We start from the raw sequence: 26,034 nt of genomic DNA on the forward strand, positions 1-26,034 counted from the left end.
TCGACGACGAAAGAGGGAGTACTCATGGCAATCGAACAGCAGTACATACGTCCCATTCATCCGGGGCCCACTAACGCTAATCCGTCCGAGGTCGGTTTCGACGGCGGGCGGCTGGACGTGCTGGACCGGCATTTCCTGGACTTGATCGGCAATGGAAAGCTCCAAGCCGCATCGTATTTGTTGGCCCGCCACGGTAAAATATTCGCCCACAAATCGATGGGCCCGCGGGTTGGATTCGCGGATGGCGGAGACCTGCAGCCCGACTCTCTGCGCAGAATCGCCTCTACGACGAAAGCGTTTACAGCCGTTGCCATTATGAAGCTCATAGAGGACGGCAAGCTGTACCTCGAGCAGTCCGTATCCTCAATATTGGCGGAATTCGATACGCCAGTGCATAAATCGATCACCGTGTTTCACCTTCTTACGCATACGTCCGGCATTTGCCCGGATCCCGGCTATTACTTGGAGCCTTACCCGAGAGGCTGGTGGAATGGCAGCAACGAAGATAATTGGATCAAGGGCGTCCTGTCCGGACCTGTCAGAAGCAAGCCCGGACAATTTTATAACTATTCCAGCTCGGGCTACGGCATTCTCGGAGAATTGATCGGGCGCGTGACGGGCATGCACTACAACGACTTCGTCCGGCAAACGATCCTCGATCCGCTCGGCATGGAACGAACGTTTTTCGACGTGCCCGAGGAGCTCCGCGATGAAGTATGTCTCGTCGAGCCCTTCGATGCCGAGCGGCTGACGACAAGCACGAAGCAGCCAGGCAAAATGCCGCGCGCCGGCGGCGGATTGCATTCGACGCTGCCCGACTTGTGGAAGTTCGGACAGATGCTGCTGGACAAAGGAACGTTCCGCGGCAGCCGCATCGTCAGCCGGAAAACGGTGGAGGCAATGACCCGCAATCATTTGTTCCGGGTACCCGCTTACGCATGGGGGGTACAAATTCCGTCCAAAAATTACGGGCTCGGGCTCAACCTGTTTCTGGAGAGAGGCGAGTTGAAGACGCCGGCAACATTTTCCCACGAAGGGGCGGGCCGCTGCGCTCTCCATATCGACCCGATCGAGCAGCTCGTCGCCGTCTACTTCGTGCCGACCGGGCAAGCCGGATTTTTGCCGGAATCGATCGTTCATCCCGGCAACATTATTTGGTCGGGCTTGAATTGACATGCTGCGGGTATTGAAATCCGTCGCTTTCGTCACTTACAAGGAGTGGGCCGCCTATCGATCGCATATGGCCGTTTCCCTCTTCGTAGGACCCGTCCTCTCGTCAGTGAATACGGCGGAATCGCCTTCAAGAAAACGTCGGCGGAAGGATGGGGCTATTCCGGCGCGAAGGACGAAGCCGATTTCGTCCAACGGCTCGCCGACAACACCCGCTGCTGCACAGCCCCGTCGTAAAAGGCTTCTGCTATACGCAGCTGACCGAAGTGGAGCAGGAGATGAACGGACTGATGACATATGACCGCAAGCCGAAGCTCCCGTTCGACATCATCAAGCAAATCAATAACGGAAAGCTGCCGGAGCTTCCTTCTTGAAATCGCATCCTGCGGAAACGGCCTTCGCGATCATGTCGCGGAGGCCGAAATCGTAGCAGCGTATGCGAGTAATTCAGTTCGTTATTGGCCCCTTGGCCCTCTTTGAGACGGCTCCATTCAACGATGTTATTTACCCTCGATCTTGACGAGCTTGCCCGGCTCCAGCGAGTGGCCGGATCCGCTTTTCGAATCGGTCCCCGCAGTCCTTATGTACACCCTGTTCTCGTAATAGCCTGTCGCGGCGACGACCTGGAGCAGCTTTAGCGGCCAATCTCCTCCCCACGCATAGCCATTCCTGCGTTCCTCCTCGATTTCAGGCAAAGTGCGCTTGATCGCGCCGTCCCGTCCGGAAAAAATCGGCAAATTCGTGCCGATTTCGTAAAATCTGTACCAGGTCGAGCTGTTCGGAGCGGCAACGAAGTCGGAGCCTTTGGGCGTTTTCGTATCATACTTCATCTCTTTGACTCGCGCCATCTCCAGCCAGTTCAACGCTCCCAGAACGGCATCGTTCACTTCCTTCGACGGATTCGGAATCGCCATCAAATATTGGACGACCGCCACCGATTCGGCGCTGGAAATCGACGGATGCTCGTAAGGCCGTCCGCCGACCGGCTCGTAAGTGATCGGGTCGTGCTGCGCTCCCCAAGCCGTCAACTTTCCGTCGACCTTTATTTGCGATTTCAATATATAGTCGAGTCCGCGCTCGAGCGATTGCTCCACACGGCTTCTCACCTTATCGTCAATAATGTCGTTGTCGAACGGGTAGCTTCTGTCGGCGACGATACGCAGCACCTCCATGACCCGAGTCATCGCGTAGTCGTTATAGGTCACGTTATCGGAATAATTCCCTCTCGCCGGATACACTTGCGGCCACCCGCCGGCGGGAACTTGCATCGTCAGCAAAAACTCGATCGCCTTCCGCGCGGATTGCTTGTACCGGTCGTCCTTCGTCTCGTCGTACAGGATCGCCATGAATATCATCTCGTTTGTCGTAGCGCCGTTATCGATCGTGCCGATCTCTTCGCCGGATTTGGTCTTCAGCTCCGTGCGACTCTCCTTGCCGTCCCAAGGCCGGGCGTACGCCGCACCCATGTTCTTGTACCAGCCGCCGCGATCCAGCTGCCAAGTGAGCAGACTGTCGGCCAGAGCGATGTCTTTCGCACGTACGCCCGTATAATAGCTTGCCGTCAGCAGCTTGATCGTTTTCGGATCGCGGTTTTTCGCGACGACCAAGGTTCCATCCGGATTTAGCGCTTCCTTGATTTCTAGCGTGGCGACGGTCTGTTTCTTCTCATTGGTTTTCGTCTCTACGCTGTTTACATTCAAGTATCGGTTCAGCTTCGGGTCGAGCTCCTTCCACGTCCCCGTCGGCGCCACCAATTTCAGATCGTCCGGAACAAACGGCTCCAACTCCGTGCTAAATGTCACTTCCACCTTGTTCGCGCCGACCGCCTCCGCTTTTAAGATAAACGGAATACAAGGGTCCCCGCACCCCGCGCGCTCTCCCTTATCGTCCGATGCGGCTCTCATAACCGACAAGATAGTCGAGAGCAGCGCGACTAAAACAACGAATCCGATAACGGCCGACTTTTTGCGGCCATCATGCTTTGCCATTCCTTTCACCGGAAGCCCTCCGATCGAGCGTAAGTACCGGCGCGCCGCCGGCTCATTTGGTCTGTAAATAGGCCGCAAGCGGCAGATTGGTTTCCCGTATTCCATGAACGACCAGCTTGGCCATCTCGGTAGCGCCGTACTCGTTAAAATGGGTGTTGTCCTTCGACCCTTCCGGATAGTTGGCGTTTTCCCCCGGCGCAAGCCACAGGAACAGCTTCTTCGTCGGCTCGTCGCCAAGCTGCTCGAACAGCTTCTTGCTGCTCTGATGCAGATCGATGACCGGCACATTCATTTCTTTGCCGAGCTGGATCATCGCGGCGGGATAGGCGCCATGCGTCATCGCAAGCGTGCCGTTGGCGTTGAAATTCCTTCGATTCATCGGGGTTACGAGAACGGGAATCGCCCCCCTCTCCCTCGCACCCTCTATATATTGCTTCAAATAGGACTTGTAGGTCGTATAAGGATCCGTATGGCGCTCCTTATCGGTCTTCTCGTCGTTATGCCCGAACTGGATCAACAAATAGTCGCCCTTCTTGATTTCGTCCCATACGGGCTGCATCTTCCCTTCATCCATAAAGCTTTTGGAGCTCCTGCCCGATTCCGCCGCATTCCGAATCGTTGCCCGATCGGTGAACGAAGCGCCGATAAACTGCCCCCACCCTGCCAACGGAGCTCTATTGGCCGGATAGGTCGCAACCGTGGAGTCTCCCGCCAAAAATACGGTTATATGCGGCATTGCTGGAGTATCACCGCCTTTCGTCCCGCATGCGCCCGACAGCAGGGATAATACGAGGATAACGAATACGGCAATGCCTTTTCTGCGCAGCATACTTGACCCCCCAGCAGCAGAGCTTCTCGTTTATGAACAAAATCTCGAACAATCACCGAACTGCCTCCATTAGAGAATACGTTTTCTTTAATATATTATCTAATATTAAAAAGAATTCATTTATTATTTTAGTATACGTATTCTATATCTGTAAACCCCGAGTTTCGAAAAAAATTCCGTTGCTGCGGAAGTCTCTTTCCTCTTTACCGAGCTGTCGCAAGAGTGCTATCGACGTAAATTAAAAAACCACGGCATCCCTAGCATACCGAAGTACATGCCTCTCATGCTCAGTGAAGACTTGCCGTCTTTGCTATGCTCGCGAGACCGCATATCCATCAAATAGCGGAACCGGCGTATGTTATGGACCCAAAAAGCAGCGCAGACAGCACAATAACGGAAAACCATTCCTCTATTCCGCAGTTTGCTCCCCATTACACCCCGACAGATCGAAATAGCGGAAGCCTGTGCCGTTATATTCGGGAGTGCAACGAAATAAGAGACAATAGCGGAACCCTGCGCCGCTATATACAGGCAACGTGTTATCACGGCCACCAAAACGCCTGCAGCCGGTATGCCAATTATGCGGCAGAAAAAAGGACGGCGAGTGTATCGCCGTCCCGTAAAATAAAAGCATGGCAATTTTACTGCATCACTCTCACGCGCCAGTTTCCGGCGGGCAAGCTTACCCCCGCCCCCGTCAAATTCGTCAGCACTACACGAACAACGTCTGGAGCGACGACCATTGCGCTGACTCCCAGACTTCCCGTGCCGACATCGCTGCCGGCCAGAGCGAATTGACCGGGCAACGCCCCCGGAACGGCAACATCGTATTCCGCATATCATCCGCCCGGCACCGTTACGGCGCTCCAAGCGAAGGTGGCGGTCATCGGAGCCGTATACGGGTCGTATCCAACGCCAAGCCCGCCTCCCTGAAGCACGTTGCCGGTTACAAGCAGATCCTTCAAATTAACCGCGCTGATCGTCCGGGTACCGCCCGGAGATGCCGCATTGCTGCTTAGAATATTGTTTGAAATCCATGATCGTGAACAAGCATTCCGGACAAAAAGAAGCGGCCCAGCTGTTCGTCGACTATATGTCCTCGAGAAGGGCTCAGGACTTGATTCGCAGGCACACCCTCAGCATTCCCGCAATGAAGCCGGCCGCCGAAGATCCGTGCTCCGAGGAATGCCGTCTGAACCGGCCGAGACACTTTTCTCTGTTTCGCGAAATCATCCCCGCGTACCGGCTACATTCGGAAATGAATTTACCGGCCCGTTTATTCGAGCCTTTGCGCCATTTGCTGAAAATGTTCTGGTCCGGACTCATCGACGAGGAAACGTTTACCGATCGTCTGGAATCCCTTCATCGCCAACCCGCAATGCGAGGCCTTTGCTCCGATGCTGATCCAGATTGTTCGCAGGGACCCCGACCGAAACTTATAAGTCATATAACGACAAAAAAACCGCCCTAAGGGCGGCGGATTCGCAAAATGCAAAATATTTATAAAATAATGGCGGAGCTGACGGGATTCGAACCCGCGGTCTCCTGCGTGACAGGCAGGCATGTTAGGCCTCTACACCACAGCTCCGCGTCGATAAGGTCCCGATTCGTTCGGGAAAAGTATTGCGGGGGCAGGATTTGAACCTGCGGCCTTCGGGTTATGAGCCCGACGAGCTACCGGGCTGCTCCACCCCGCGTCGTTTTGATCAACTTACTTACTATACTACGTTTATGCCAGTAAAGCAAGTACTTTCTTTTTAGAAAGATAGGCCCGGTGGGGGTCGAACCCACAACCTACCGGTTAAGAGCCGGTTGCTCTGCCATTGAGCTACGGACCTGCATGTATATTTCCATTGCGCCTTGTCTGCCAGCTTATCGCGGACAATCTCGTGCAGCAAATAATACTTTAGCACATCGTCCGGCAACTTTCAACTCTTTTTTTAATACGATGTCATTTGTGAATGTTGTACACATTGGCATGCGTGCGAGCAAGCGTGGCCTGCAGCTGCTTGGCCGTATCTTTGAACGTATGGGAGCAGTCGACGCACAACCGGTTATTGCGAATCGGTTCTCCGCAGCATTCGCAAGGATAGGTTAATCTGCCGTAGCTTTTGGAGAACTTCCCTTCCTTGATAAATTTATGAATGGATGTTACAGATGTTTGCGTGGCAAGGCTTAGTTCATCGGTTGTGACGTTCGGAAACCTCCACAGGTGGTCGATGCAGTTGCCCAAGTCCCGGTCCATCTTCATACTGCAGGCGCCGCACATATTCCGGAAATTTTTTTGGTATATGGAGCCGCAGTTCGGGCAGTTGTCTACTTTTAGGTTCATTCTGATCTTCCCCTGACTATGAGTAAAAAGTCCTACTCCCATTTTACTATATGCACATGTGGCGAACAATGGGCTAAAGCGTATGCCGACAAATAAAAAAGAGTTTCTCGACAATAGCACGATACTGAAATTTAGTTTCCGCGCACAAAAAAAGGCCCGCAAATGGGCCCTGTCGAACGGATGTGGCATCCGCATCCTGTTATCGTACGTCGCGCTGTTTCAACAAGTCCCTTATTTCCGCAAGCAAAATTTGTTCCTTCGTCGGAGCCGGCGGCGCCGAAGGCTTGGCTTCCTCTTTCCGTTTAAACTTGCTTAACAGCTTGATAATCAGGAAGATCGAGCAAGCGACGATAAAAAAGTCCAACACGGTTTGCAGGAACGTTCCGTATTTGATGACCGCGTCCCCGAATGTGAAGACCAGACCGTTAAAATTAAGTCCCCCCAGAATCAGTCCCAGTATCGGCATCAAAATATCGCTCACGAGCGAGCTTACGATTTTCCCGAACGCGGCTCCGATAATGACACCAATCGCCAAGTCGAGCACGTTTCCTTTTAAAGCGAATGATTTAAACTCTTTCCACATGATGCAGCCTCTCTTTCTTTTCATATGCTTACCCAAGATAATGGATAAAAAATAGGGTTCTGTCAATAGAGCGGCAGCACCACGGAACCAGGAAACACACCCCGAACCTTATAAATTCTGTTAAAAAGGACCCGCTTGCCGGCGGGCCTCGTATTCGTCTTATCGTAATTTCGGAAACCGCGCAGATCCGCGTTTATTTTTCCGTGGCGATATAGGCGTCGATCTCTTCATTCGCTTCCCTGAGCGCCGTATTGACATCCTTCTTGCCCGCCGCGTAATCTTTGTATTTCGCCTCGAGAATTCCCCTTGCCTTCGTGAAGCGGGTCTGGACGACATAGGGAGCCGGCTTCGTTTTCAATATGCTCTCGATATGCTTGTTTTTGAGCAGCGGGTGATCGGCGCCGAAATTTTTGTTAATGGCCTCGTTCTGCAAAGTGCTCAGCATGATCCCCGAACGGCTTAGAGCCGTCTGAACCTCGTCGGACGTCGCCAGCTGGATGACTTGCATCGACTGCTCGGGATGCTTGCTGTTCGAGGCGATTTGCAGCACGAACGTTTGCACGACGCCCGAAATGTGCGGTCTCTCCGGGAAGCTCGGATACTCCGCCACATCCCAATCGAAGTCCGCGTCGGCCATACTGTTCAATACTTCGGGAGCGGCCAGCATCGCCACGTTTTTGTCCTTCACGAACCGTTTCACCGTATTGCCGTGGCTCGTAATCTGAAAATCGTTTCCGGGAATATCGTGGATGCGCTTGGTCAGCTCGAATGCTTTCTTCCAGCCGTCGGTGTTGACCGCCGCCTTGAACGTAACCGGATCGACGTAAGGAATGGACAAGGAGTTCCCCACCTTCTCGATTCCTTCCGGATCGAGACCTTTGTATTGGACGCCGCCTTCCATTCGCGTCAGCTTCTTGCCCAGCTCGATCGCCTGGTCCCACGTCATGCCGTCGGAAGGATACGCGACCCCGAACTTATCGAATATGCTTTTGTTATAAAAGGTGGCGTAATAATTGTAGCCGAAAGGCAAAGCCATCAAGCTGCCCTTGGCAATCGTATCGGATTGCAGCCGGATTCCTTCCAGATTCGATTTCTCGAACCGGCTCAAATCGATTTTGTGCTTCTGGATATACGGATTCAAATCGGTCAGCAGCTTATAATTGCCGAACTGATCCAGCAAGCTGCCCCATCCGGTAATAATGTCCATCTCGTTCCCGCTGACGGCGATGTTGGCGATAGGCATATCGCTAAGCTTGACTACCTCCAATGTAATATGCGGGTACTTCTGTTTGACCGGCTTGACAAACATTTGGTCGATCACTTCCGGAGTCAACGCCCCGTAATTATAAAGCTTCAACGTAACCGGCTCCGTGCTCATTTTCGTTTCGTCCTGCTTGTTTGCCGGTTTTGACGCGGAGCTGCATCCGCCGGCCAACAGCACGACCGTCATCAAACCTATACTTAGCTTTTTCATCTTACCGCCCCCAAGATCCTATTTTGAAACCGCTTTCAAATAAGGCTGAATGAACTGCCCGATTCATGCTTTTGTGATGTTGATCCGTTTTCCGGCGCCTCACCGGATGAACCGCGAGCTGTTGGCGCCGCTTGCCCGGAATTTCCGCATCGGCATGTTCGGCCTCCTCTCTTGTTCAGCTTCGAGTCGACTTACGCTTAGTATAGGAAATCGAACGATCGATTGTATTGATCCAATCCCGCCGTAAAATTGTGCAGAAGTTCGGATTCGGGCCTCGATGGGTGCGAAGTGAAACGAGGCTGTCTCTCGAGTCGCCGTTCCGGCCTCGTCATCACGGTTTATGAGCCATGCCCGCGACGGATTGCCTGCCTGCAGCCCCGCAGCCGCTGGGCACAGCAAATAACCTTAGCGCGCTAACCCGCGCACTAAGGTTATCGGTCCTATATATTTTCGGACGGCTTATCGTTTATTCAACAAAATGGCCGGGAGTCCGGCTACCGTTTCCGGCTTCAAGACAGGAGCCTTGCCCGGTTGGCCCATTTTCCCGTAAAGGTTGTCGCCCCACAGTCGAACGATTCCGTCGGAGTCGAGAGCTCCGCTTGCTTCCCAGCCCGCGCTTACTTGAATCGCCTTAAACCCTTCAAGCTCGACCGGGTTCGAACGCTTCGTACTCGTATCGCCATTCCCCAGTTGTCCATTGGCGTTGGAGCCCCAAGTCCAGACGGATCCGTCATTCAGAAGCGCTATGCTATGCGCGGAGCCCGCCGACACCGCCACGGCCCCTCGTATCGCCGTTACTTGAACGGGGACCGATCTGTCCGATTCCGTCCCGTCGCCAAGCTGTCCGAAGCCGTTCGCTCCCCACGACCAGACCGAACCGTCCTTCTGCAAGGCAATAGCGTGGGACAGCCCCGCGGAAATAGAAGAAATGTCCGTTAAACCCTGAACCTGCATCGGGGCGCCGCGGCTAGTCGTCGTTCCATCTCCCAGCTCTCCGTCCCCATTTGATCCCCAGGCCCACACTGTGCCGTCGCTTTTTAGCGCCAGGCTGTACCAGCCTCCGGCGCTTATCGATACAACATCGTTCAAGCCGGGTATTTGTTCGGGGACAAGCTTTCCGGAGGATTCCGCAAGACCGTTCTCGCCGTATTCGTCGGTCCCCCAAACCCAGACAGTCCCGTCCCCCTTTAAGGCGAGGCTATGCGTAAAGCCAACCGCCACTTGCGCAACATCGTGCAAGCCGGCCGCTTGTACCGGAGATTTCCTCGTGGTCGAAGTACCGTCCCCCAACTGGCCGTCCAAGTTGTAACCCCAGCTCCATACGGTTCCGTCGCTTTTCAATGCGACATTGTGATTTCCCGCCGCCACTTGAACGATGTCGTTCAGCGGGGTCACTTGTCCCGGCGCATATCTGGAAACGTCCGTTCCGTCTCCAAGCTCTCCGTAGACGTTATACCCCCAAGCCCATACGCTGCCGTCCGCTTCCAGCGCAAGCGTATGAGAGCTTCCTATCGCGAACAAGGGAACGGCGCTGCCGTAAACCTCGTCAGCAACCCCGTATACGACTTGACTAACGCTAGGCTTGAGAATGGGCTGGTTTCCATTTGATCCGTATACCGTTTGCGTTACGCCTTGGCCGGACTGACCGGAGTATGCGGACTGAGTAACCGACAAGACCGCCCCGCCCGCCGCCGTAACATAAGGAGCCGGGACGGCCAGTCCCAGAACAAGTGCCGTCCCCAGCAGCTTGGTTCGCTTCATGTGTTTGATTTTATGAATCCTCAAGTCTCTTCACCTGCCTTCCAGGCTTATTATACAAGGCCAAAGATCAGCCCGGGTCTGTCTCCGCTATGTTAAGGATTCAAATTCATAATCGTAAGCGAAGCCCCGACTGAACCGCTGCCGATTAGCGTAACTGCCCCCAGCAAGCCAAAAAATTGAAGGCTGATGGTATCGCCTGCGGCCAATTGCACTAAAAATGTGGCATTATATTGGGATCTCGACAATGAAGGAACTATTTTACTTTGAGCGATCTCCGTTCCGTTTCTCAGTATTCTAGTCCCCATTAACTGATTCGTCGTTATGTTTATATCGTAATCGATATAATATAATCCCGCCGATAGCACGGTAATTGTGTCATTTGAGCCATTTATCGTCAAGCCTGTTCCAAGCACCTGGTTGTTCGGAAGCGGAATATTGGTTCCGCTGAGAACAACGGCGACTATCGCTCCGGTTGCATTTGCCGCGTATCCGCCGATCACGGGTGATCCCGCCGCTCCTGTGGCACCCGTCGGGCCGGCTGCTCCCGTCGGACCCATCGGGCCGACCGCCCCTATCGGACCTGTCACACCGGCTAGTCCCGTCGCTCCTGTCGCTCCTGTCGCGCCGGTTGCTCCGACCGCTCCCATCGGGCCGACCGCCCCTATCGGACCTGTCACACCGTCTGGTCCCGTCGCTCCTGTCGGTCCTGTCACGCCGGTTGCTCCGGCCGCTCCCGTCGGGCCGGTCGCCCCTATCGGTCCTGCAGCGCCGGTTGCTCCCGTAGCTCCCGTTACTCCGGCGGCGGCCAGCAGCGTATAGTCCGAAGACGAGCCCGGTACTCCCGAAGGCGCCGCCAAATTCGTAATATAGGTACTCCCGCCGAAGGTCACGACCTGACCTGCCGGATACGTCGGAGCCGCGAGCGGATCAAAAACAACGCTTCCGCTTAAACCCACACCCGTCGCGCCGGTTGCTCCCGCAGCCCCGGTTGCGCCTGTCGCTCCAACCGCCCCTGCCGGGCCGGCCGCTCCAGCCGGGCCGACCGCTCCTGTTGCTCCGGCGATCCCCTGCTCCCCGGTTGCACCTGTCGCTCCAGTTGCGCCCTGTTCACCCGTTGCGCCAACCGTCCCTACCGGACCGGTTGCTCCGGTTGCACCTGTCGCTCCCGTTACGCCCTGTTCACCCGTTGCGCCGACCGCCCCTGCCGGGCCGGCAGCTCCGGTAGCTCCCGTGACACCCTGTTCGCCCGTTGCTCCCGTCGCCCCGGTCGCACCCGTATCTCCCGTCGCGCCGCTGGAACCCGACCAACCGGATTCGCCTCTCTCCCCCGTATCTCCTTTTTCACCCTTTTCTCCTTGGTCTCCTTTGTCTCCCTTCTCTCCTTTTTCGCCCTTTTCCCCTTGCCTGATTTGCACGCTGTCCGAGTCCGACACGGTTTCGATAAAGCTGGCGATCGCCCCGAAATGGACCACGGTAATCAAGGCGCCTTGCTTGATATTGCCATAGGTGACCGTCGACTGCGTCACGGTAAACGTCGCATTGCCGCCGTCCTGCTTCGCTACTACGATGCTATCTCCGCTCGTCGATTGCACGATACCGCGGGTGACGCTCGCCGAATCGGCGATCAAAACCTGTTCCAATCTGCTCAGAATGGCTGCCGCTTGCGCCCGGGTGACCGGATCTTGCGGCTTGAAGGAGTTGTCAGGAAAACCGTCGATGACGCGCAGGCTGGCCGCCTGCCTTACATACGCTTCCGCCCAGGAAGAGACGGCTCCTATATCGGAGAACGTCGTTCCGTCTCCCGCGCCCGACATTCCCTCGACTTTGTCGCCAAGCGCCCGAAGCATCAGCCTGGCCGTCCATTCCCGGGTCGCGATTTGCCGGTTCCAGCCTGTAGCGGCGGCGTTGCCCTCCATCTCTTCACGAGCGATCAAAATGCCTTTATCCAGCGCAAACGATACGTAATCTTTCGCCCATTCGTCTGCCTGCAAAGGAAGCTGAGACGGAGCCGCGGCTATCGGCTGACCCGCCGCTCGCAGCAGTCGGGCGATCATGAGTACCGCTTCTTGGCGGGAAATCGGCTGATTCGGATTGAAATGACCGCTATCGTCGCCGGTCACGACTCCCAGCGAACGGAGCTTCTCCACGTACCGCTCGGCCCATACTGCATCTTTCATATCAGGGAACGCACCCGCCGTTCCCCCGTTATTCACGGTGTCGCCATCGGCCGCATAGGCGACGCTGCTGAAAGCTTGGCTCAACAGCATAACCGCCATGGAACCCCTCATCCAGCCTTGCTTACGATCTTTCACATTAATTCCCTCCATTATATGTAAATAAGTGCGTGAAACCATTTTGGTATTAACGAATCAGGCAAGTACTTGCAAACCTGCGAAATAGGCTGCATTGGCCAGTACGCTCGGATGATCCGGGGCGTAGGAGGCCGCCAGCTCGTTGTGCCGGATGGCCAGCTCCCGCTTGCCCATACGGTCATAACATACGCATAGCTGAAGGTGCGGCAGCCAAGTCCAGCAATCCAGCTGAAGCATGCCCATCGAGCTCTCCGGACGTACGAGCTTCGTTGCCTGATCGTACCAGTAGGCAGCCGCTTCGTAATGGTGTTCGGCCATGAAATAAAAGCCGAGCCTGCAGCAGTGCTCCGCGCGCGGGAGCGCATAGGAGAAAGCGCGCAAAGCTTGCCGCTTGGCCTCATCCGTCCGATTCAACCGGTACCAGCATTCCGACAGCCGGGTGCAAGCGGCCAATATGTCTTCGATCCAGCCGTCGCCCCTTCCCAGAAACATCTCGTACTTCTCGATCGCCCGTTCCCATAGCCCGTGGTCGGCCAGCTCATTGGCGTAATAATACAAGTTCCGCGAAGTGAACCGTTCGCCCATACTCTCCCGTTTCTCGTAAATGTTCAGGTTGCGGGAGGAGTTCGCATGTTTGCGGTCGTGGGTGACCGCTATATCCGCATCCACGACTTTACCGAACACTTCCAAATACTCGTGAACCGCTCCGATCCACCTGAAGTTATTGCTTCGCTTCACCAACCGGTTGCGGCGCAAACTAGTAGATACGTTGCCCTGCTCGTCGAACGATAAATTGTATACCATCGATACCGCATCAGCATCCCACGGCAGGGCGCCTACGAGTTGGGCGAAACGTTCGCCGTCCTCGGGAAGCAAAATATCGTCGGCATCGAGCCAACATATAAATTCCTTCGAGGCAAGGCTGAAGGCGTAGTTTCTCGCGGCGGCAAAATCGTCCGCCCATTCGAAATCGTACACGCGCTCCGTATATTTCCCGGCAATTTCCTTCGTCCGGTCGGTCGATCCGGTATCGACGATGACGATTTCATCGACCAGCCGGCTGACGCCGGACAAGCAGCGGTCAAGCGTGTTCTCCTCATTTTTGACGATCATGCACAAGCTGACGGATACGCGCTTCTTCCAGCCGTACAGCGCTTCGGCGGCATCGATGCCCCACTTGTCCATAAATACGGACCGATTGTTCGCCAGCTGCGTTCCGTACCAGTCCGGATCTTCGGGGAATAAGGCGGGAGGAGCGGAATAATGGACGTAGCAATCCTCGGCTATGTAGAGTCCGTATCCCTCCGACAAAGCGCGGTAGCTCAAGTCGTCGTCTTCATACGTTTCCAGTCCGAAGCGCTCGTCAAAACCTCCCAATCGGTCGAATGCTTCCTTCCGAACGACCAGGAGGTGGCTTAAAAGCTTGGGTACCTTTTTCGATTGCCCGGCGCGAAGATCGGCCAGTCCGATTGCCGCACGTCGGTCGTTTCCCGGAAGCTCGAGCCTTTGCGGACCGCTTACTCCGTTGCTCAAAGGTCCGACCAAAGCCGCATCCTCGTGCGCGTTCATGCAATCGCGAAGCCGATCGAGCCAGCCCTCCGTCACAACGACGTGGTCGCGCACGAATACGAGCAGGTCGGCATCCGCAGAAGCTGCGCCCCGGTTGAAGCCGGCGGCAACTCCGATTCGTTCCGGGGACGAGATCAGCTTCGTCTTGGAGTCTTGGAGCAGCCATGCCCGTATACCGGGATGATCTCCGTCATTTACCACGATCAGCTCGTAATCGCCGCCGGTAGAAAGGATGATCGACGACAAGCATGGCTGCAGTAGAGGTTCATGCTGTGCGAGAACGATAATGGCGACTTTAGCCGATTCCTTCGTTTCCATTGCGTGATTAAGCACCTCTCCAATGCGTTTTGATAGGAAGTCCAAGCAGAATGGGGCTCCAAAAGGTTCTTCGCCTCAAAAAGGCCTGCGGTCACTCCGAAGGCCCTGCGCTTGTCCCTTTCTTGCCGAAATGCTCCTTCATATAGCTCGACGGCGATAAGCCGAATGCCTTCCGGAACGCGCGACTGAACGTATGGATCGAATCGTACCGCATAATGGCGGCGATTTCCGTTATGCTGTAATTGCCTTCCTTCATCAGCTCGACCGTCTTCTCCCATTTGCGTTTCGCGTAGTAATGGCGGAGGCTGTCGCCGGTTTCCCTCGAGAACAGATGCGACAAGTAAGACAGGCTGTATCCGAACGCGTCGGATACTTCCCCCAGATCGTCGATTTTGAGCAACCGGTCGTCGATATAGTGGATCGCCGCGAAAACCGCTCTTTTGGCCGAATTCTCCCATCCTTCGCCGGGATACTTGGCCTCCCAGTCGGAGAAGAAGTTGCGGTAAGTCAGCACCAAAATTTGCTCCAAATACGATTGAATCATCTTCTCGGAGAAGGGGCTCGCGCTGCTCAATTCCTTGAGCACTCCCGCGAACGGAGTGCGAATATCCAGTCGATCGGCGCACCTCGGCGTCTGCTTGCCGTCGATCAGCTCCTTGATCGAGAGCAGCGGGCTGTCGGGAAACGAAGACGTATTGAACTGGAAGCCCAAATAAAAGTACCGGAACGGATCGTCGGCATCGGCCCCGCCCTCGTGCATTTCCCCGGGCGCCCCGATATACAGATCCCCTTGCTCGAGCTCGTAACGGGCCCCGTTCGTCCCGAACCAGCCCTTCCCGGAGACGATATACGAGATTTCGTAGCATACCTGCGTATGTTGGGATAGGTGGAACCCGGCATCGCAGCTCAAATCCCCGAACTGGTACAACGATATGGCGCCGTATTGCATCAGCTCGGCGGAATGCAAGCAATCGAATTGAAACCGTCTCGTACCGGGGACGCTCGTAATTCTCGTTCCGTTGGAAGGCGACACGCTCACCGCTCCTTCATTCCCGCATACTTCCTGTCTATCCATAATACCACAACACGGCGGGCCGGGACCGGCCCGCCTGAAAATGAGAAAATCGGACTACTAAATCGGGCGGAGTTATTCGGGACATGACATTGAACATAATTCGCACCGCGCGCAGCTCCCAGCACAACCTGGAGACCCCTTGATGAAACGGGGGCAGCGTGTTGCCATCTGTCAATAGAGGAACTGTATTCCGTTATGGTCCCGAATTCCGTTAAACTGCTGAAAATAACGGAACAGGCTTCCTTTATCTCGTTCTTTCGGGGTGTACATGATCGTGAACCGCGGAATAGCGGAACGGTTTTCCGTTAGTTTGCCAACCACACGAGTGCCCGGGTCAATAGCATACGCCAGTTCCGCTATTTGTCGGATTCGCTGTGCCGCAAAGCGCCGGCAACAGCAGCCGGCCTTACCCGATTAGGCGAGGCGCGCCCTCCTGCATGCGAATGATGCCGTCGTGGCGCGCGCTTTCTATTTCAACGCCCTTCTCTTGCGCCGGTTCCGGGCTTCGCACCAAGTCCCTGCCTTTTGGGTCAGGGCCGGCGCCGGCAAGGACGGCCGGTTCGCCTGCCATTGCGGCTTTTCCTGCAGGCTTCTTCACCGGAGACTTTCACTCCTTGGCCATGCGCCGCCAAACGCACAGAAGACGCCCCGGTTCGGCAAACCGGGGCGTCTCCTGCATGGGTAGGGTCCGTTATGGAACTAACGATTCCTGCAAATTTCTTGGGAAACTTGTTCTTGATCGCTGAAACAGCGGTAACGAATCTATCCCGCCGTCTGTCGCATCTTTATACAGCATATCCAGCTGCCCGGATATCGGCGGGGACTCGGCAACCTATATTCAACCGATTCCGGCAAGCGAAGCATAGCGGGCCGTGCCGCCGCTTCTCAGGAAGGGACGATTTCCGAAAGGCTGACCTTGCGCACCTTCAGCCGGGCCAGGCGCGAGCGGTCCTCCGGCTCTCCGGCGCAGTAGGCGAGCAGCACGGCGTCCCGGGTGAAATGAATCGCGGTATAGCAATAGCCTCCGCGGTCCTCCTCCAGCTCGGCGGCGAAAAAATCCGTCCACGTCAGCCCCTCGTCCTTGCTAATCGCCCCTACGAGAGGCGTGCGCCCCCCGGAAATTCTCGTGTATTCCCGTGTCTGGTAATGGGGAATCGGATTCCAGACGGCCAGAAGCACATCGGTCTGCGGAACCCTTTTAAGCGACAGCGGCGAGCAGGGCGAGGAAAACGGCGTAGGCTCCGGACTGCTCCACGTCTCGCCCCCGTCAGCTGAAAACATGCCGTACTGGCAGCCCACGTCCGTTCTGGCCCAAGCCCATAAGCTGCCATTTTTCAATTCGACGACGCCCGGCTCCTGAAGCCCGCTGATCGTGCGCGAGTAAGGCAGGACGCAGTAGCTCTTTGCTTCTCTCCAAGTCACTCCGTCGTCATCCGACAAGTAGAAATGGGCGACGCCCCTGACATCCAACGACTTCCAGTCCGTCCTGCTATCGCCGCGCACTTTGTGATAAGCTGCGGGAACGACCAATCTCCCGCTCGCGAGCCGGATAACCCGGTCATTGTTCGTTACGTAGTAGCCGGGACCGGGAATGCAGCATACCGCTTCGCCCCACGTCTTTCCTTCGTCGGCCGACCGCCTCAGGTGCAGCCTCATATCGTGCAAACCGTAACGAATTAGGTAGAACAAGCCGATATCCCCGTTCAGCATGCGCAGCAACGACACGCTCATCAGGTTCATCGCATCGTGCTCCTCCGGCCGCACGATCAGTTCGTCTTCGGACCACGTCTCCCCATCGTCGCCGGAATATCTCGCAGCTAGACAAGCAAGCCCCGCATCGCCGCTCGATTCCCCGATAAAGCGGCTGTAAATGAGCAGCAGCCGGCCATCCTTCAAATCGAGAAAAGCCCCTTCGCTGTTGCGCGGATTTCCTTCCCCCGGACGAAGATCCAAGACGATGTCTCCCTTTTTATGCAGCATCTGTCTTTCCTCCTTTTCGGCTTCAACTTGCTTGCCCGCTACTGCGCATCGTGTCCCGAACGAATCAAGCCCGTATCGGCGAATACGGAGTCCACTAAAAATCCGCAAAGATCCGACGACGTTTCCGCCGCTCCCGATTTCAATCGCAAGTAGCAGATCGGCGTCCCCCGATAAGGCTTACGTTTTAGCGCCAAGGAAGCGAGCGGCTTTCCATCGTCGACGGACACCTCGCAGCTGCCGTCCTCCAAGCTCCATGCCAACGTCAGCGTGTGCCACTGACCCAATTCGAAGCGGGCGCCGCCGTCGATCGTGCCGTCCGGCTGTACCGATAAGCTGAAAATCGCGTATTTCTCGCCGTCCGAGTACCACGGATCGTAGAAGGCATCGTTCAATGAAATCCGGGCTCCGGCAAAGCCGGGGTTGAACTTCACACGCAGACGCAGCACGCCCCGGATGCCGTTTCCGCCCGGAAAATTCCAAATGGCTCCGTCCGCCGGCTTGCGCGAATCGGCTTTGCGAACGTGGAGCGCCTTGGCCCCCGCCCGATCCGGATGATCGACGAGACAGGCTCCCTCGGTTCTCGGCGGTTTTTTGCCGAGACCCGGCGTCTCGTACTCCAGATTGTATACGGTGTAAGTCGACCAACAGTCGAGTCCTTTGGCGAAATCGTCCGAACGGCTCGTTTCGTACAACCAATCCGGTGCAAATCGGATCATCGCGGTCGTATTGCCTTGCCCGGTCGTCAGAAATAAATTCCCGTCGGCCATCTCGGTTGCATCCGGATAAGATACCCCGACGTCGCCTTTTATGGCGGTTTCATTCCTTCGCGGGTCCAGAAATATTTCGCGATAGCCTTTCCAAGTCGTCCCGCCGTCATCCGAAATCGCCGCATGAAGAGCATCCCTGCCGCTGTAAATACCCAGCGCACCGCCTCCCGCGGCGTCGATTAGCGGAAGCTGGGGCTGATTGCACCAGAAAGCGACAACCCGGTTATCCGCCAGCTTCGTCACATAAGCGGGAGAACTGGAGCCGAAGAGTCGGAAAGGCATCGCCTCTGACCAAGTACTGCCATAATCGGCGGAAACCGATTCATATACATATCCCGTCTGAGTCCTCATAAAAATCTTCAGCAGGCGGGGAGAAATCTCGACGATGCTCCCTTCTATCGCGCCATAGCTGGCCCCGTTGAAATCCGGCCGTACCGGGGAATGCAAAGGCCTGCCGTCGGCGTACTCCGCTTCCGTCCACGTGGAGCCGCCGTCGTCGGAATAATATACATGGCTATTCAACACCCCCTCCCCCGGAACGGGAGGAACTTTCCATTCGCCGAACGTTGCCAGAATACGCCATCCTTCGCCTCTGTCGACCATGGTCAGGCCTTTGGCCGCCCCGCACCATATGCGGGAACGGATCGGGACGGCAGTCGACCAGGCGGATCGCCGATCCCTCGTTTTGATATGGTACACGTCCATAAATCGGCTGAAGCCTATCGTTCCGGCTCCGTAATACACTTGGAACATGACATGGATTTCCCCGTCGGCATCCACAAGGGAAGCCGTAGAATACCACGTCTGGGTGTCGATTGGAGTACTATCCGATTCCGGATACGGTACGGCCGGGGTGCGGAATTCCAGTACCGGCTCCCCCCACGTTTTCCCGGAATCCCGAGAAGTTCGCGAATATACGTTGGACGGTTTGGCCCTTTTGTCGGTATAAAAGAAACGAACGGCTCCGTCGGGCAAACTGACGGCACTGCTTTCGGGACCGAATGCGTTTCCGAGATACTCCGGCCCCCTTATATCGCCTCTCCCGGATGAATTGCGCCCCAAGCCCTTTCCTAGGTCCATATCGGCAGCTCCCGCTTCATTGTTTTAAATGAGCTTCACCTGCTGCATGCATGCTTTCACTTTTTCCCGACCCGCCTCATCGATAGGCAGCATGTAGTCCGGGTGAAACGTTCCTTCAAATCCGAGCAAATTCATCGCATGCGTAAATCCAGGGAACACGCCGACTTCCACGAACGTGTCGCGGAGCAGCAAAATGTCGTCGAGGCATTTCGCCGCCAGAGCGCCGTCGCCGGACTCAAGCGCCTTGTACATTCTGGAAGCGATGGCGGCGGCGCAGCTGAACATGCCGTCCAAATTTTCACGGATTCCATAGCCGTAAGCCGCGTCGAACACGTCGAGCCCGCTGAACATGATACTGAATTCGGGATTGACGGACTGCCGCATTCTTGACAACACTCTCGCCGTGGTCAGATCGCCTGTCTTGATGCCGGCAATGTTCGGCACCGTCATCAGATGAGCCGCCGTGCCGACCGTTATTTTGCTTTGCGTCACGACCGCCAAATCGTACAAGTATACCGGATACGGAGAATATGCCGCGAGCGATGTGAAGAAGTTTATAATGTCCCCCTGGGTCATAGGGTAATAAAACGGGGTCGTCGCTACTACGCCGTCTATGTCGAGTCCCTCGAGCTGTCCGATCCGCTCCTTCACCCTTCCGATCGAATTGTCCATGACGCCTATGAGCATGGGGCATGCTCCTTTCGCCGCCTGGACCGCGGCTTTGGCGATTTTAACCGGCTCGCCGTTTCGAATATACGGCTGCTGCCCCATCGATCCCATTACGAGCAGCCCGGCCGCGCCGGCATTTATTTGGTCCTCGACGTGACGCTGCAGACTGGCGACGATGACTTGCCCCGCATCGTCAAGCGGTGTACCCAGTGCCGGATAAAAGCCTTGTTTTTCCATGTATTTTCTCTCTCCCTATTTGGCGCATAGCCAATTTTTCTATATGTTCGGATAACCTTTATTTCCCTTGCTCGGTCGCAATGCGCTTATCCGCGCGTTCTCCCGCCTCGCGCAATGCGGTATTCAAATCTTTGCCGCCCAAGTAATCTTTGAGCGCGGTCGTCATTTCCGAATTGCCGGTCGTCAAATACGGCGTTATCGTCAGCGGGGCGTACGTGCGGGGGATGAGCGACTTCACGTTTTTCCCTTGGAAGCCGGGCAAATCGGCGCCGAACGTTTGCATCAGCTTATCCGGATTTTTCGACACCGGAAGTATTGCGGTCGTTCTGCCCATCCATTCCTGGAATTCGTCCGAAGCGATGTAGGCTAGTACTTGGAAGGCCGCATCCCGCGATTTGCTCATGCTCGTGATGTAGAAATACTCCGGAGCCGCCTGGAAGCCGACGCCCGGTTTTTGCGGCATCTCCGGCGTGGATGCCGTGTTCCAGTTGGGCACCTGCTCCGCCGTCGGCTTGATTTGACCGCTCGTGCCCATAAACATCGCAACCGTCTTATCTTTCTGGAAGGCGACGGGAACGCCGACGGTAGGCGGTTCGTTGCCGGGAATTTTGTAGAAGCGCGCCATATTCTCGAAAGCTTTGATGAAGTTGTCCTCAAGAAATTTAGACTTGTGGGTTTTCGAATCGAAATACGGAGCGGACAATTGGTTCGTACCCATCGCGTTTTCGAATTGGAACGCAAAGCCTTTATACGACGTTCCGCCGTCTGTCCGGGTCAGCTTCTTGGCCAGCTCGTACGTCTCGTCCCAAGTCATCCCGTCCTTCGGATAAGCGACTCCGAATTTATCGAATATGTCTTTGTTATAGAGGAAAACGAAGCTTCCGCTCGTCCATGGAAGTCCGTAAATCCCCCCGTTCGCGAGCTGGCGCTGAATATCGATCAAGGACGGCTCGATCCGGGCAAGATCGTAATTATACTTTTTGATCAGATCGCTGATATCGCTTTCAAGCTTCAGGTTGGTCAAATAAATCGTGGTCGTGCCGAGAGAGGAGATCATAATATCGATCGGCGCGCCGGAAGCGAGATACGATGCGTAATAATTCGTTCCCTCCGCAAGGATCCGCGGGACATATTTCAGCGTATAGTTCGGAAACTTTTTCTTGATCTGCTCGCCGAACCGCTGCATGAACAGCTCATCCTTCTCTCCGCTTCCCGGATAGGCGATGTACAGATCGGTCGGCGTATCGGTTATCTTTTTGGGGTCTGCCGCGGTATCGGTCGATTTACCCGCGTCGTTCGGAGCGGAATCCGTATTTTGCTTGTCTCCGCAAGCGGTAACCGCAAAGCAAATGGCGATCATAAGCAACTTTTTTCTCGAGAGCATTACACTCATCTCCTCGTTTTCTTATGAAAGGTTCCCCTTTTCCTGCTCCTGGTCCAAACCCTTTTCTCTGATATCAACCTGTTCCATCCGGGGACTGTCTCCTGCCGGCTGCCTTCATCCTAACGGATCGGATCACCTCCCAAAACAATAATGTATTATGGTCAGACCAACATTATGCTAAAAATAATTTATTTCGAATTCCGAAAGGCATTCGAATATAGTGGTCATACCATAACACCGATTTCTTAATTTTAGGATACAAGTTAAATCCGGTATCGTCAATAAGTTTTTATCGGGCTTGGCTGCGAAAAACCGCCGATCGCGGCCTCTCCGAAGAAGCGGCATTCGGAGTTGAACGATGAGACCGTTCGCAGCGCGAGCGACCGCTCGATCAGAATGGCGAGAACTTCACCGTTCAATGGCGTTTTGTCTGCGTTGGAATATTGTGGTTATGCGTATTAGTGACTGTTCATCGAGAGCCTGTATGCAAAAGCGGAAAAAAGAGGCTCGCCCTCCCGCGGAGCGGACCGCGAGCGGCAAGCCTCTTTCCTTCTGCGCAACAGCCTTACTTTACCGTAATTTGCAAATTTCCTTTTCGCTGAATTCCGCCTACATTTACCGTAGTCGAAATCTCGGTCGTACCTATGTTATGGGCCTTCAGCCGATCCTGTCCGTTTACGTTGGCGATATTCGGGTGCTCGCTCTCCCAATTGAAGTTGTAGCCCGTCAAGTCGGCAGCGGAACCGTCCGCATACGTTCCCTTGACCTGCAGGTTGACGGTTTCGTTTTTGACCAGCTCCGTCTTGGAAGATACGATCGTCACGTCGGATAAATACAGCTGCTGCCTCGGAAGCGGAATGACGAACGCATTCCCCGGGGCAACGTCGTAGACGAAGCCCTGATTCAAATCCGTCGCGCTGGCATATGCTCTCACGAGCGTAATATCGCCAAGGTCGAATTCGTACGCATTCCCGCCGAGCGATTGGACGCCCCGGATCAAATAGACCGCATTGCGCTTTCCGTCATTTTGCACGAACACGGATTTCCCTACAAGATCGTTCGGAGCTTGCCCCTGCAAATCGAGCTGCACCTTGAGCTTGTTTGCGATCGACAGCTCTCGCGTGAAGTCGACGATCGTTCCCTGCAGGCGGCTTACGCCCGCGCTTGCGTAGGAAGTGCCGATTTTGCCGATATAAGCGCCGTCGTTCACGTAGGTGAACACGGGCAGGTCATCCTTCTCGGAGTAAATGCCGAACGAACCTTGGAAACGGACCTTGCCGTCGATAAGGAAAGTCCCCTCCGGATTTATCGAGCTGACGATATAGTCGGTGCGGCCGTTAGTCAGCTGTACCTTGACCGCACGCGTGCCGTACACGTCGGATACGACGGAGCCCGGTTCCGCCGCAACCGTCGCTTCTTGGATATCGCTAATGAAACGCGCGTCTTTGTAAGGCTCTATCACCGACGTAAAGGTGCTGTCCAAATTCGTTCCGCTGCGATGTGCGATCACATATTTGACGCTGTCCGGGTTGCCCGGCTTGTTTTGCGGAGGCACTCCGTCGGCGAGCGCGACATCGTCCGCTTCCCCGAGCATCGTAAGGCGGACGTGGACGTCGTCGTCCTGCGGGGTCGCGTTCCACGTATCCACGACATCGTAGTCAACGCTGAACTTGCCTGACGGATCGTTGTCCCGTTGAACGTTTTTCAGCCAATGGAAGCCCGGTCCCGCGTACCCGCTGCCGGTGACGCTGTCGCCCGCCGGACGCTGCCCGAACGGAACGCCGGCCCCGGCATAGGTGCCCGTCGGCTGCGCGATCAAATCGAGCCCTTCGGTCGTTACGGCGCCTTCGGCCGCATGGAAGCTGAAATGATGCTCATTGCCGCCTTTGACGCGGAAAAAATCGACCGCGTACGAATTTGCCCCGTCGACCTTGACGAGTGCCGTCGTCCGTCTATACCGTTCGGTCTGGGCATACGCTTTCGGCGATTCGACATCGATCAGCTTTACCATGGGGCTATCGTCGTAATGCACCGGGGTGCCGTCCCAGAACGCCGCTTGCTTCTGCTTGTCGACCATGACCGTATTATGGCTGATCGTATTCTGCACCCACTCGAACCGGTTGACGTCCGTGGCGTTCGCTTGCTCCGGGTAGCCCAAGTCGGGCATCAAATCGAGTCCGAAGCCGTATAGGCCCAGATTCAGCGCATCCCTGTGGCCGTGGCCGCTCGTACGGCCGTAATACATCCATAAGGCTCGCCGCGTGTCGGTTCCGGCATCGATCTCGCCGTCCCGAAGTCCGGCCAGTCCGTATCCCGTCAAGTTCGTGCTGTCGAGATCGAGCGGACCGTATTGCTGGATAACCGCTTCGATGTCGCGGGCGACCTTGTTCGGGTCGGACGTGTATACGTCCGAATGGATGCCGTCCGTTTTATTGCCGTTCAGCATATAGGCAAGCTGAGCATAGACGGGATCGCCGAACTGCTCGAACGCCTCGATCGATTGGGCTTTATCCACCAACACGCCCGGCTGGCCCGTCGTGCCGCTGTCCCCGATCGACGGCGTATATTTGCCGAGCATAATAAGCGGATACATCGCCTGGAACATTTTGCGGAACTTCACGTTCTCGTACAGGTCGGCGGACGGATATTTATCATAACCGTCGAGAGCGTCGGCCACAGTCAAATAGTTGCCGATCCAGAGCCGGTTGTAGCCCGGACCCGCTTCGTTGCCGTGACCGTCGCGGTCGACGTCGTTCACCATGCTGAACAAGACGTTCCCCCCGGTTACGCGGCGCGGAATCGAATTGACGAACGCGCCCGGCTGGAACACGAAATCGAGCCACTGCTGTGTCTCCGGCAGCGTGTCATGGACGACAGCGGCCAATGCTGCCGCGCTTTGGTGAAACCCGTTATTGCCGCGAATTTGGTCCCAGTACATGCCGGGCGCGACTTGCCGCAGGATGCCGTCCTCGATGTTGCGGCGGATTTGCGAGCCGTTCTGCTTCAACGGCAAATCGTACTGTTGGCCTTTGGCCTGCAGAAACGAGACGACGTCAGGCGCGTCGAAGGCGGTGAAGAAAGCGTCGTAGGCGCCGGTGAATACTTTGACGAGCGACGTTTCCCAGATGGATCCGACTACTTTGCCGTCGCCTGTTCCCCCGTGGGAATTGACGTATACGGCATTGCTGAATTCGGCTACGTCCATGGAAGGATATACGTCTGCGATACGGTCCAGCAAGACGGCCCCCGCCTTGGCATACTTCTCGTCACCGGTGTAAATGTATGCGCTCTGCAGGTTGCTCAGGGCCGAATTGATATTGGCGGTACCGCTGTACCAAGCGAACCAGTGGGCGTAGTAGGCGATGAACGTATACCGATTGTTCGTGGCCGGATCGACCCAGCCGTAGCCGTCGTCAACGCCCCATGTCGGACCCTTGTCCGGATACAGCGTGTTGACGAGCAGGCTGCGATCCGCCAAGGTCGGATCGAAATTGCCGCGGGCGTCGAGCCCGCTGGCATAATAGGCGCCGAAGTCGTTCGTCGGAAACTTGTAGCCGCTCGCGGGATCGACGATTTTCCAAGGCTCGTTCAGCGGGTCGGCCTTCCACGGGTAGTTGCCGTAGCTTTTCAAATCGCCGGATACCGGACTGAAGTTGCCGGTCAATTGGTTCGTATTGTAGCTGCGCGGAATCGCTTGCGTCGGGACAAGCTTCCATAAATTGTCGTAGCCGAGCGCCACGAAAGCGTCCGCTTTCGCCAGCACGCCGTTCCGCAAGGCGGCGGCCCAATCGTACAGCTGTACATTTTCACGGGCGGCGGCCAGCTTCTCGTCGGTATAGTAAGTCCGGCGGGTCTTGCTGTTCGTCACGGCGCCAAGATCGGTCAATACGAGGCGGGCCGGATACATGGACGTTCCCGTCCCGTTTCCGATGACATTGCCTTTATGGGTGACGCTCAACGTAATCGTATGCACGCCCGCCGCGAGCGACAATTGCCCGATATATTGATCGGGTCGCGGATATTGCCCCGTCACGCTGTAGAACCCGTAACGGGCGAGCTTCGCCCCGTCGATGCCGACGTCGGCCGTTCCACCGTCCGTAGCGGTCATGCCGCCCAGCCTGAGCATGTAGGTTCCGGCCTGGGGTACGACAAATTCGAACGTGCGCGAAGCAGCCGTCAGCGTCGACTGGATTTTGACTCCGTATGTAGCGGTCGTCACCTTCGGGGCCGCGTTCGGATCGCCTACGAGCGTTACTGCCGGCTTTCCCGGCGGGACGTTCCCGAAGTAGTATACGGACGTGTCCGGCATCGTATAGTCGCTGCCGGGAATCGCGGCCGATGCGATGCCGGGCGATAAGGTCGGCGCCATGGAGAGCAGCAACAGAAAACAAAGCAGAGCATATAATGGACGTCGGTACGATAAGTGCATAAAGTTTCCCTCCCGTTATGTCGGTTCGAACGGATCATGAGGCCGAATCTCGGTGTCCATGCTTCAACTTCATGACA

Annotated in this window: 17 protein-coding genes, 3 tRNA genes and 1 pseudogene; 2 read left to right on the plus strand and 19 right to left on the minus strand. The window is 55.8% G+C overall.

Annotated elements, in window-relative coordinates:
* Positions 1 to 24 precede the first annotated feature (24 nt).
* Both FE784_RS27950 and FE784_RS41180 read left to right on the plus strand, forming a co-directional pair.
* Positions 25 to 1,173, plus strand: coding sequence for a serine hydrolase domain-containing protein (locus FE784_RS27950; RefSeq protein ID WP_139605546.1), 1,149 nt, complete (start codon positions 25 to 27; stop codon positions 1,171 to 1,173).
* Positions 1,174 to 1,272: 99 nt separating this feature from the next.
* Positions 1,273 to 1,544 (plus strand): annotated as a pseudogene (locus FE784_RS41180) (glycoside hydrolase family 2); the annotation flags it as partial.
* A gap of 126 nt (positions 1,545 to 1,670) precedes the next feature.
* On the opposite strand, the gene pelA reads toward FE784_RS41180, so the two are convergent.
* The 19 genes from pelA to FE784_RS28040 form a co-directional block, all read right to left on the minus strand.
* Positions 1,671 to 3,158 carry a pectate lyase gene (gene pelA, locus FE784_RS27960; RefSeq protein ID WP_246132225.1) on the minus strand — a complete coding sequence of 496 codons (1,488 nt, stop codon included), beginning with the start codon at positions 3,156 to 3,158 and terminating at the stop codon, positions 1,671 to 1,673.
* A gap of 52 nt (positions 3,159 to 3,210) precedes the next feature.
* The gene (locus FE784_RS27965; protein ID WP_246132224.1) at positions 3,211 to 3,987 is read right to left on the minus strand and encodes a rhamnogalacturonan acetylesterase; all 777 of its coding nucleotides are present in this window, start codon (positions 3,985 to 3,987) and stop codon (positions 3,211 to 3,213) included.
* Positions 3,988 to 4,628: 641 nt separating this feature from the next.
* Positions 4,629 to 4,793, minus strand: coding sequence for a hypothetical protein (locus FE784_RS41185; RefSeq protein ID WP_176706574.1), 165 nt, complete (start codon positions 4,791 to 4,793; stop codon positions 4,629 to 4,631).
* A 33-nt stretch (positions 4,794 to 4,826) separates the two neighbouring features.
* On the minus strand, positions 4,827 to 4,952 hold the full coding sequence (locus tag FE784_RS42495) for a hypothetical protein (RefSeq protein ID WP_281287173.1): 126 nt from the start codon (positions 4,950 to 4,952) through the stop codon (positions 4,827 to 4,829).
* 546 nt (positions 4,953 to 5,498) lie between these two features.
* Positions 5,499 to 5,575, minus strand: a tRNA-Asp gene (locus tag FE784_RS27970).
* Between the two features lie 35 nt (positions 5,576 to 5,610).
* Positions 5,611 to 5,684, minus strand: a tRNA-Met gene (locus FE784_RS27975).
* Positions 5,685 to 5,753: 69 nt separating this feature from the next.
* Positions 5,754 to 5,825, minus strand: a tRNA-Lys gene (locus FE784_RS27980).
* Positions 5,826 to 5,938: 113 nt separating this feature from the next.
* Positions 5,939 to 6,319, minus strand: coding sequence for a flagellar protein (locus FE784_RS27985; protein ID WP_139605549.1), 381 nt, complete (start codon positions 6,317 to 6,319; stop codon positions 5,939 to 5,941).
* Positions 6,320 to 6,518: 199 nt separating this feature from the next.
* A complete protein-coding gene (gene mscL, locus FE784_RS27990) occupies positions 6,519 to 6,902 on the minus strand; it encodes a large conductance mechanosensitive channel protein MscL (protein ID WP_139605550.1) in 384 nt (127 codons plus the stop codon).
* A 193-nt stretch (positions 6,903 to 7,095) separates the two neighbouring features.
* Positions 7,096 to 8,376, minus strand: coding sequence for an ABC transporter substrate-binding protein (locus FE784_RS27995; protein WP_139605551.1), 1,281 nt, complete (start codon positions 8,374 to 8,376; stop codon positions 7,096 to 7,098).
* Positions 8,377 to 8,835: 459 nt separating this feature from the next.
* Positions 8,836 to 10,161 (minus strand): RCC1 domain-containing protein, encoded by a 1,326-nt coding sequence (locus tag FE784_RS28000; protein ID WP_139605552.1) that lies wholly within the window; start codon positions 10,159 to 10,161, stop codon positions 8,836 to 8,838.
* Positions 10,162 to 10,229: 68 nt separating this feature from the next.
* The gene (locus FE784_RS42500; RefSeq protein ID WP_176706575.1) at positions 10,230 to 12,449 is read right to left on the minus strand and encodes a BclA C-terminal domain-containing protein; all 2,220 of its coding nucleotides are present in this window, start codon (positions 12,447 to 12,449) and stop codon (positions 10,230 to 10,232) included.
* 57 nt (positions 12,450 to 12,506) lie between these two features.
* Positions 12,507 to 14,336, minus strand: a complete 1,830-nt coding sequence (locus FE784_RS28010) for a glycosyltransferase (protein WP_139605554.1) — start codon at positions 14,334 to 14,336, stop codon at positions 12,507 to 12,509.
* 91 nt (positions 14,337 to 14,427) lie between these two features.
* Positions 14,428 to 15,369, minus strand: a complete 942-nt coding sequence (locus tag FE784_RS28015; protein ID WP_176706576.1) for an AraC family transcriptional regulator — start codon at positions 15,367 to 15,369, stop codon at positions 14,428 to 14,430.
* 927 nt (positions 15,370 to 16,296) lie between these two features.
* Complete coding sequence (locus FE784_RS28020) at positions 16,297 to 17,391, minus strand: sialidase family protein (protein ID WP_139605556.1); 1,095 nt, start codon at positions 17,389 to 17,391, stop codon at positions 16,297 to 16,299.
* A 38-nt stretch (positions 17,392 to 17,429) separates the two neighbouring features.
* Positions 17,430 to 19,238 (minus strand): sialidase family protein, encoded by a 1,809-nt coding sequence (locus tag FE784_RS28025; RefSeq protein WP_139605557.1) that lies wholly within the window; start codon positions 19,236 to 19,238, stop codon positions 17,430 to 17,432.
* A gap of 24 nt (positions 19,239 to 19,262) precedes the next feature.
* Positions 19,263 to 20,144 carry a dihydrodipicolinate synthase family protein gene (locus FE784_RS28030; protein WP_139605558.1) on the minus strand — a complete coding sequence of 294 codons (882 nt, stop codon included), beginning with the start codon at positions 20,142 to 20,144 and terminating at the stop codon, positions 19,263 to 19,265.
* A 58-nt stretch (positions 20,145 to 20,202) separates the two neighbouring features.
* Entirely contained in the window at positions 20,203 to 21,528 is a 1,326-nt protein-coding gene (locus FE784_RS28035; protein ID WP_176706577.1) for an ABC transporter substrate-binding protein, read from the minus strand.
* A gap of 565 nt (positions 21,529 to 22,093) precedes the next feature.
* Positions 22,094 to 25,957, minus strand: coding sequence for a heparinase II/III domain-containing protein (locus FE784_RS28040; RefSeq protein ID WP_139605560.1), 3,864 nt, complete (start codon positions 25,955 to 25,957; stop codon positions 22,094 to 22,096).
* Between the last annotated feature and the right edge of the window lie 77 nt (positions 25,958 to 26,034).

Source organism: Paenibacillus hemerocallicola, from assembly GCF_006265175.1.
Taxonomy (GTDB): Bacteria; Bacillota; Bacilli; order Paenibacillales; family NBRC-103111; genus Paenibacillus_AB; species Paenibacillus_AB hemerocallicola.

Excerpts from the sequence above, each read along its gene's own strand:
- FE784_RS27985 (WP_139605549.1), bottom strand. The coding sequence starts at position 6,319 with ATGAACCTAAAAGTAGACAACTGCCCGAACTGCGGCTCCATATACCAA.
- FE784_RS27950 (WP_139605546.1), top strand. The coding sequence starts at position 25 with ATGGCAATCGAACAGCAGTACATACGTCCCATTCATCCGGGGCCCACT.
- FE784_RS28030 (WP_139605558.1), bottom strand. The coding sequence starts at position 20,144 with ATGGAAAAACAAGGCTTTTATCCGGCACTGGGTACACCGCTTGACGAT.
- FE784_RS28035 (WP_176706577.1), bottom strand. The coding sequence starts at position 21,528 with ATGCTCTCGAGAAAAAAGTTGCTTATGATCGCCATTTGCTTTGCGGTT.
- FE784_RS28020 (WP_139605556.1), bottom strand. The coding sequence starts at position 17,391 with ATGCTGCATAAAAAGGGAGACATCGTCTTGGATCTTCGTCCGGGGGAA.
- FE784_RS27995 (WP_139605551.1), bottom strand. The coding sequence starts at position 8,376 with ATGAAAAAGCTAAGTATAGGTTTGATGACGGTCGTGCTGTTGGCCGGC.
- FE784_RS28010 (WP_139605554.1), bottom strand. The coding sequence starts at position 14,336 with ATGGAAACGAAGGAATCGGCTAAAGTCGCCATTATCGTTCTCGCACAG.
- pelA (WP_246132225.1), bottom strand. The coding sequence starts at position 3,158 with ATGGCAAAGCATGATGGCCGCAAAAAGTCGGCCGTTATCGGATTCGTT.
- FE784_RS27965 (WP_246132224.1), bottom strand. The coding sequence starts at position 3,987 with ATGCTGCGCAGAAAAGGCATTGCCGTATTCGTTATCCTCGTATTATCC.
- FE784_RS28025 (WP_139605557.1), bottom strand. The coding sequence starts at position 19,238 with ATGGACCTAGGAAAGGGCTTGGGGCGCAATTCATCCGGGAGAGGCGAT.
- FE784_RS28040 (WP_139605560.1), bottom strand. The coding sequence starts at position 25,957 with ATGCACTTATCGTACCGACGTCCATTATATGCTCTGCTTTGTTTTCTG.
- mscL (WP_139605550.1), bottom strand. The coding sequence starts at position 6,902 with ATGTGGAAAGAGTTTAAATCATTCGCTTTAAAAGGAAACGTGCTCGAC.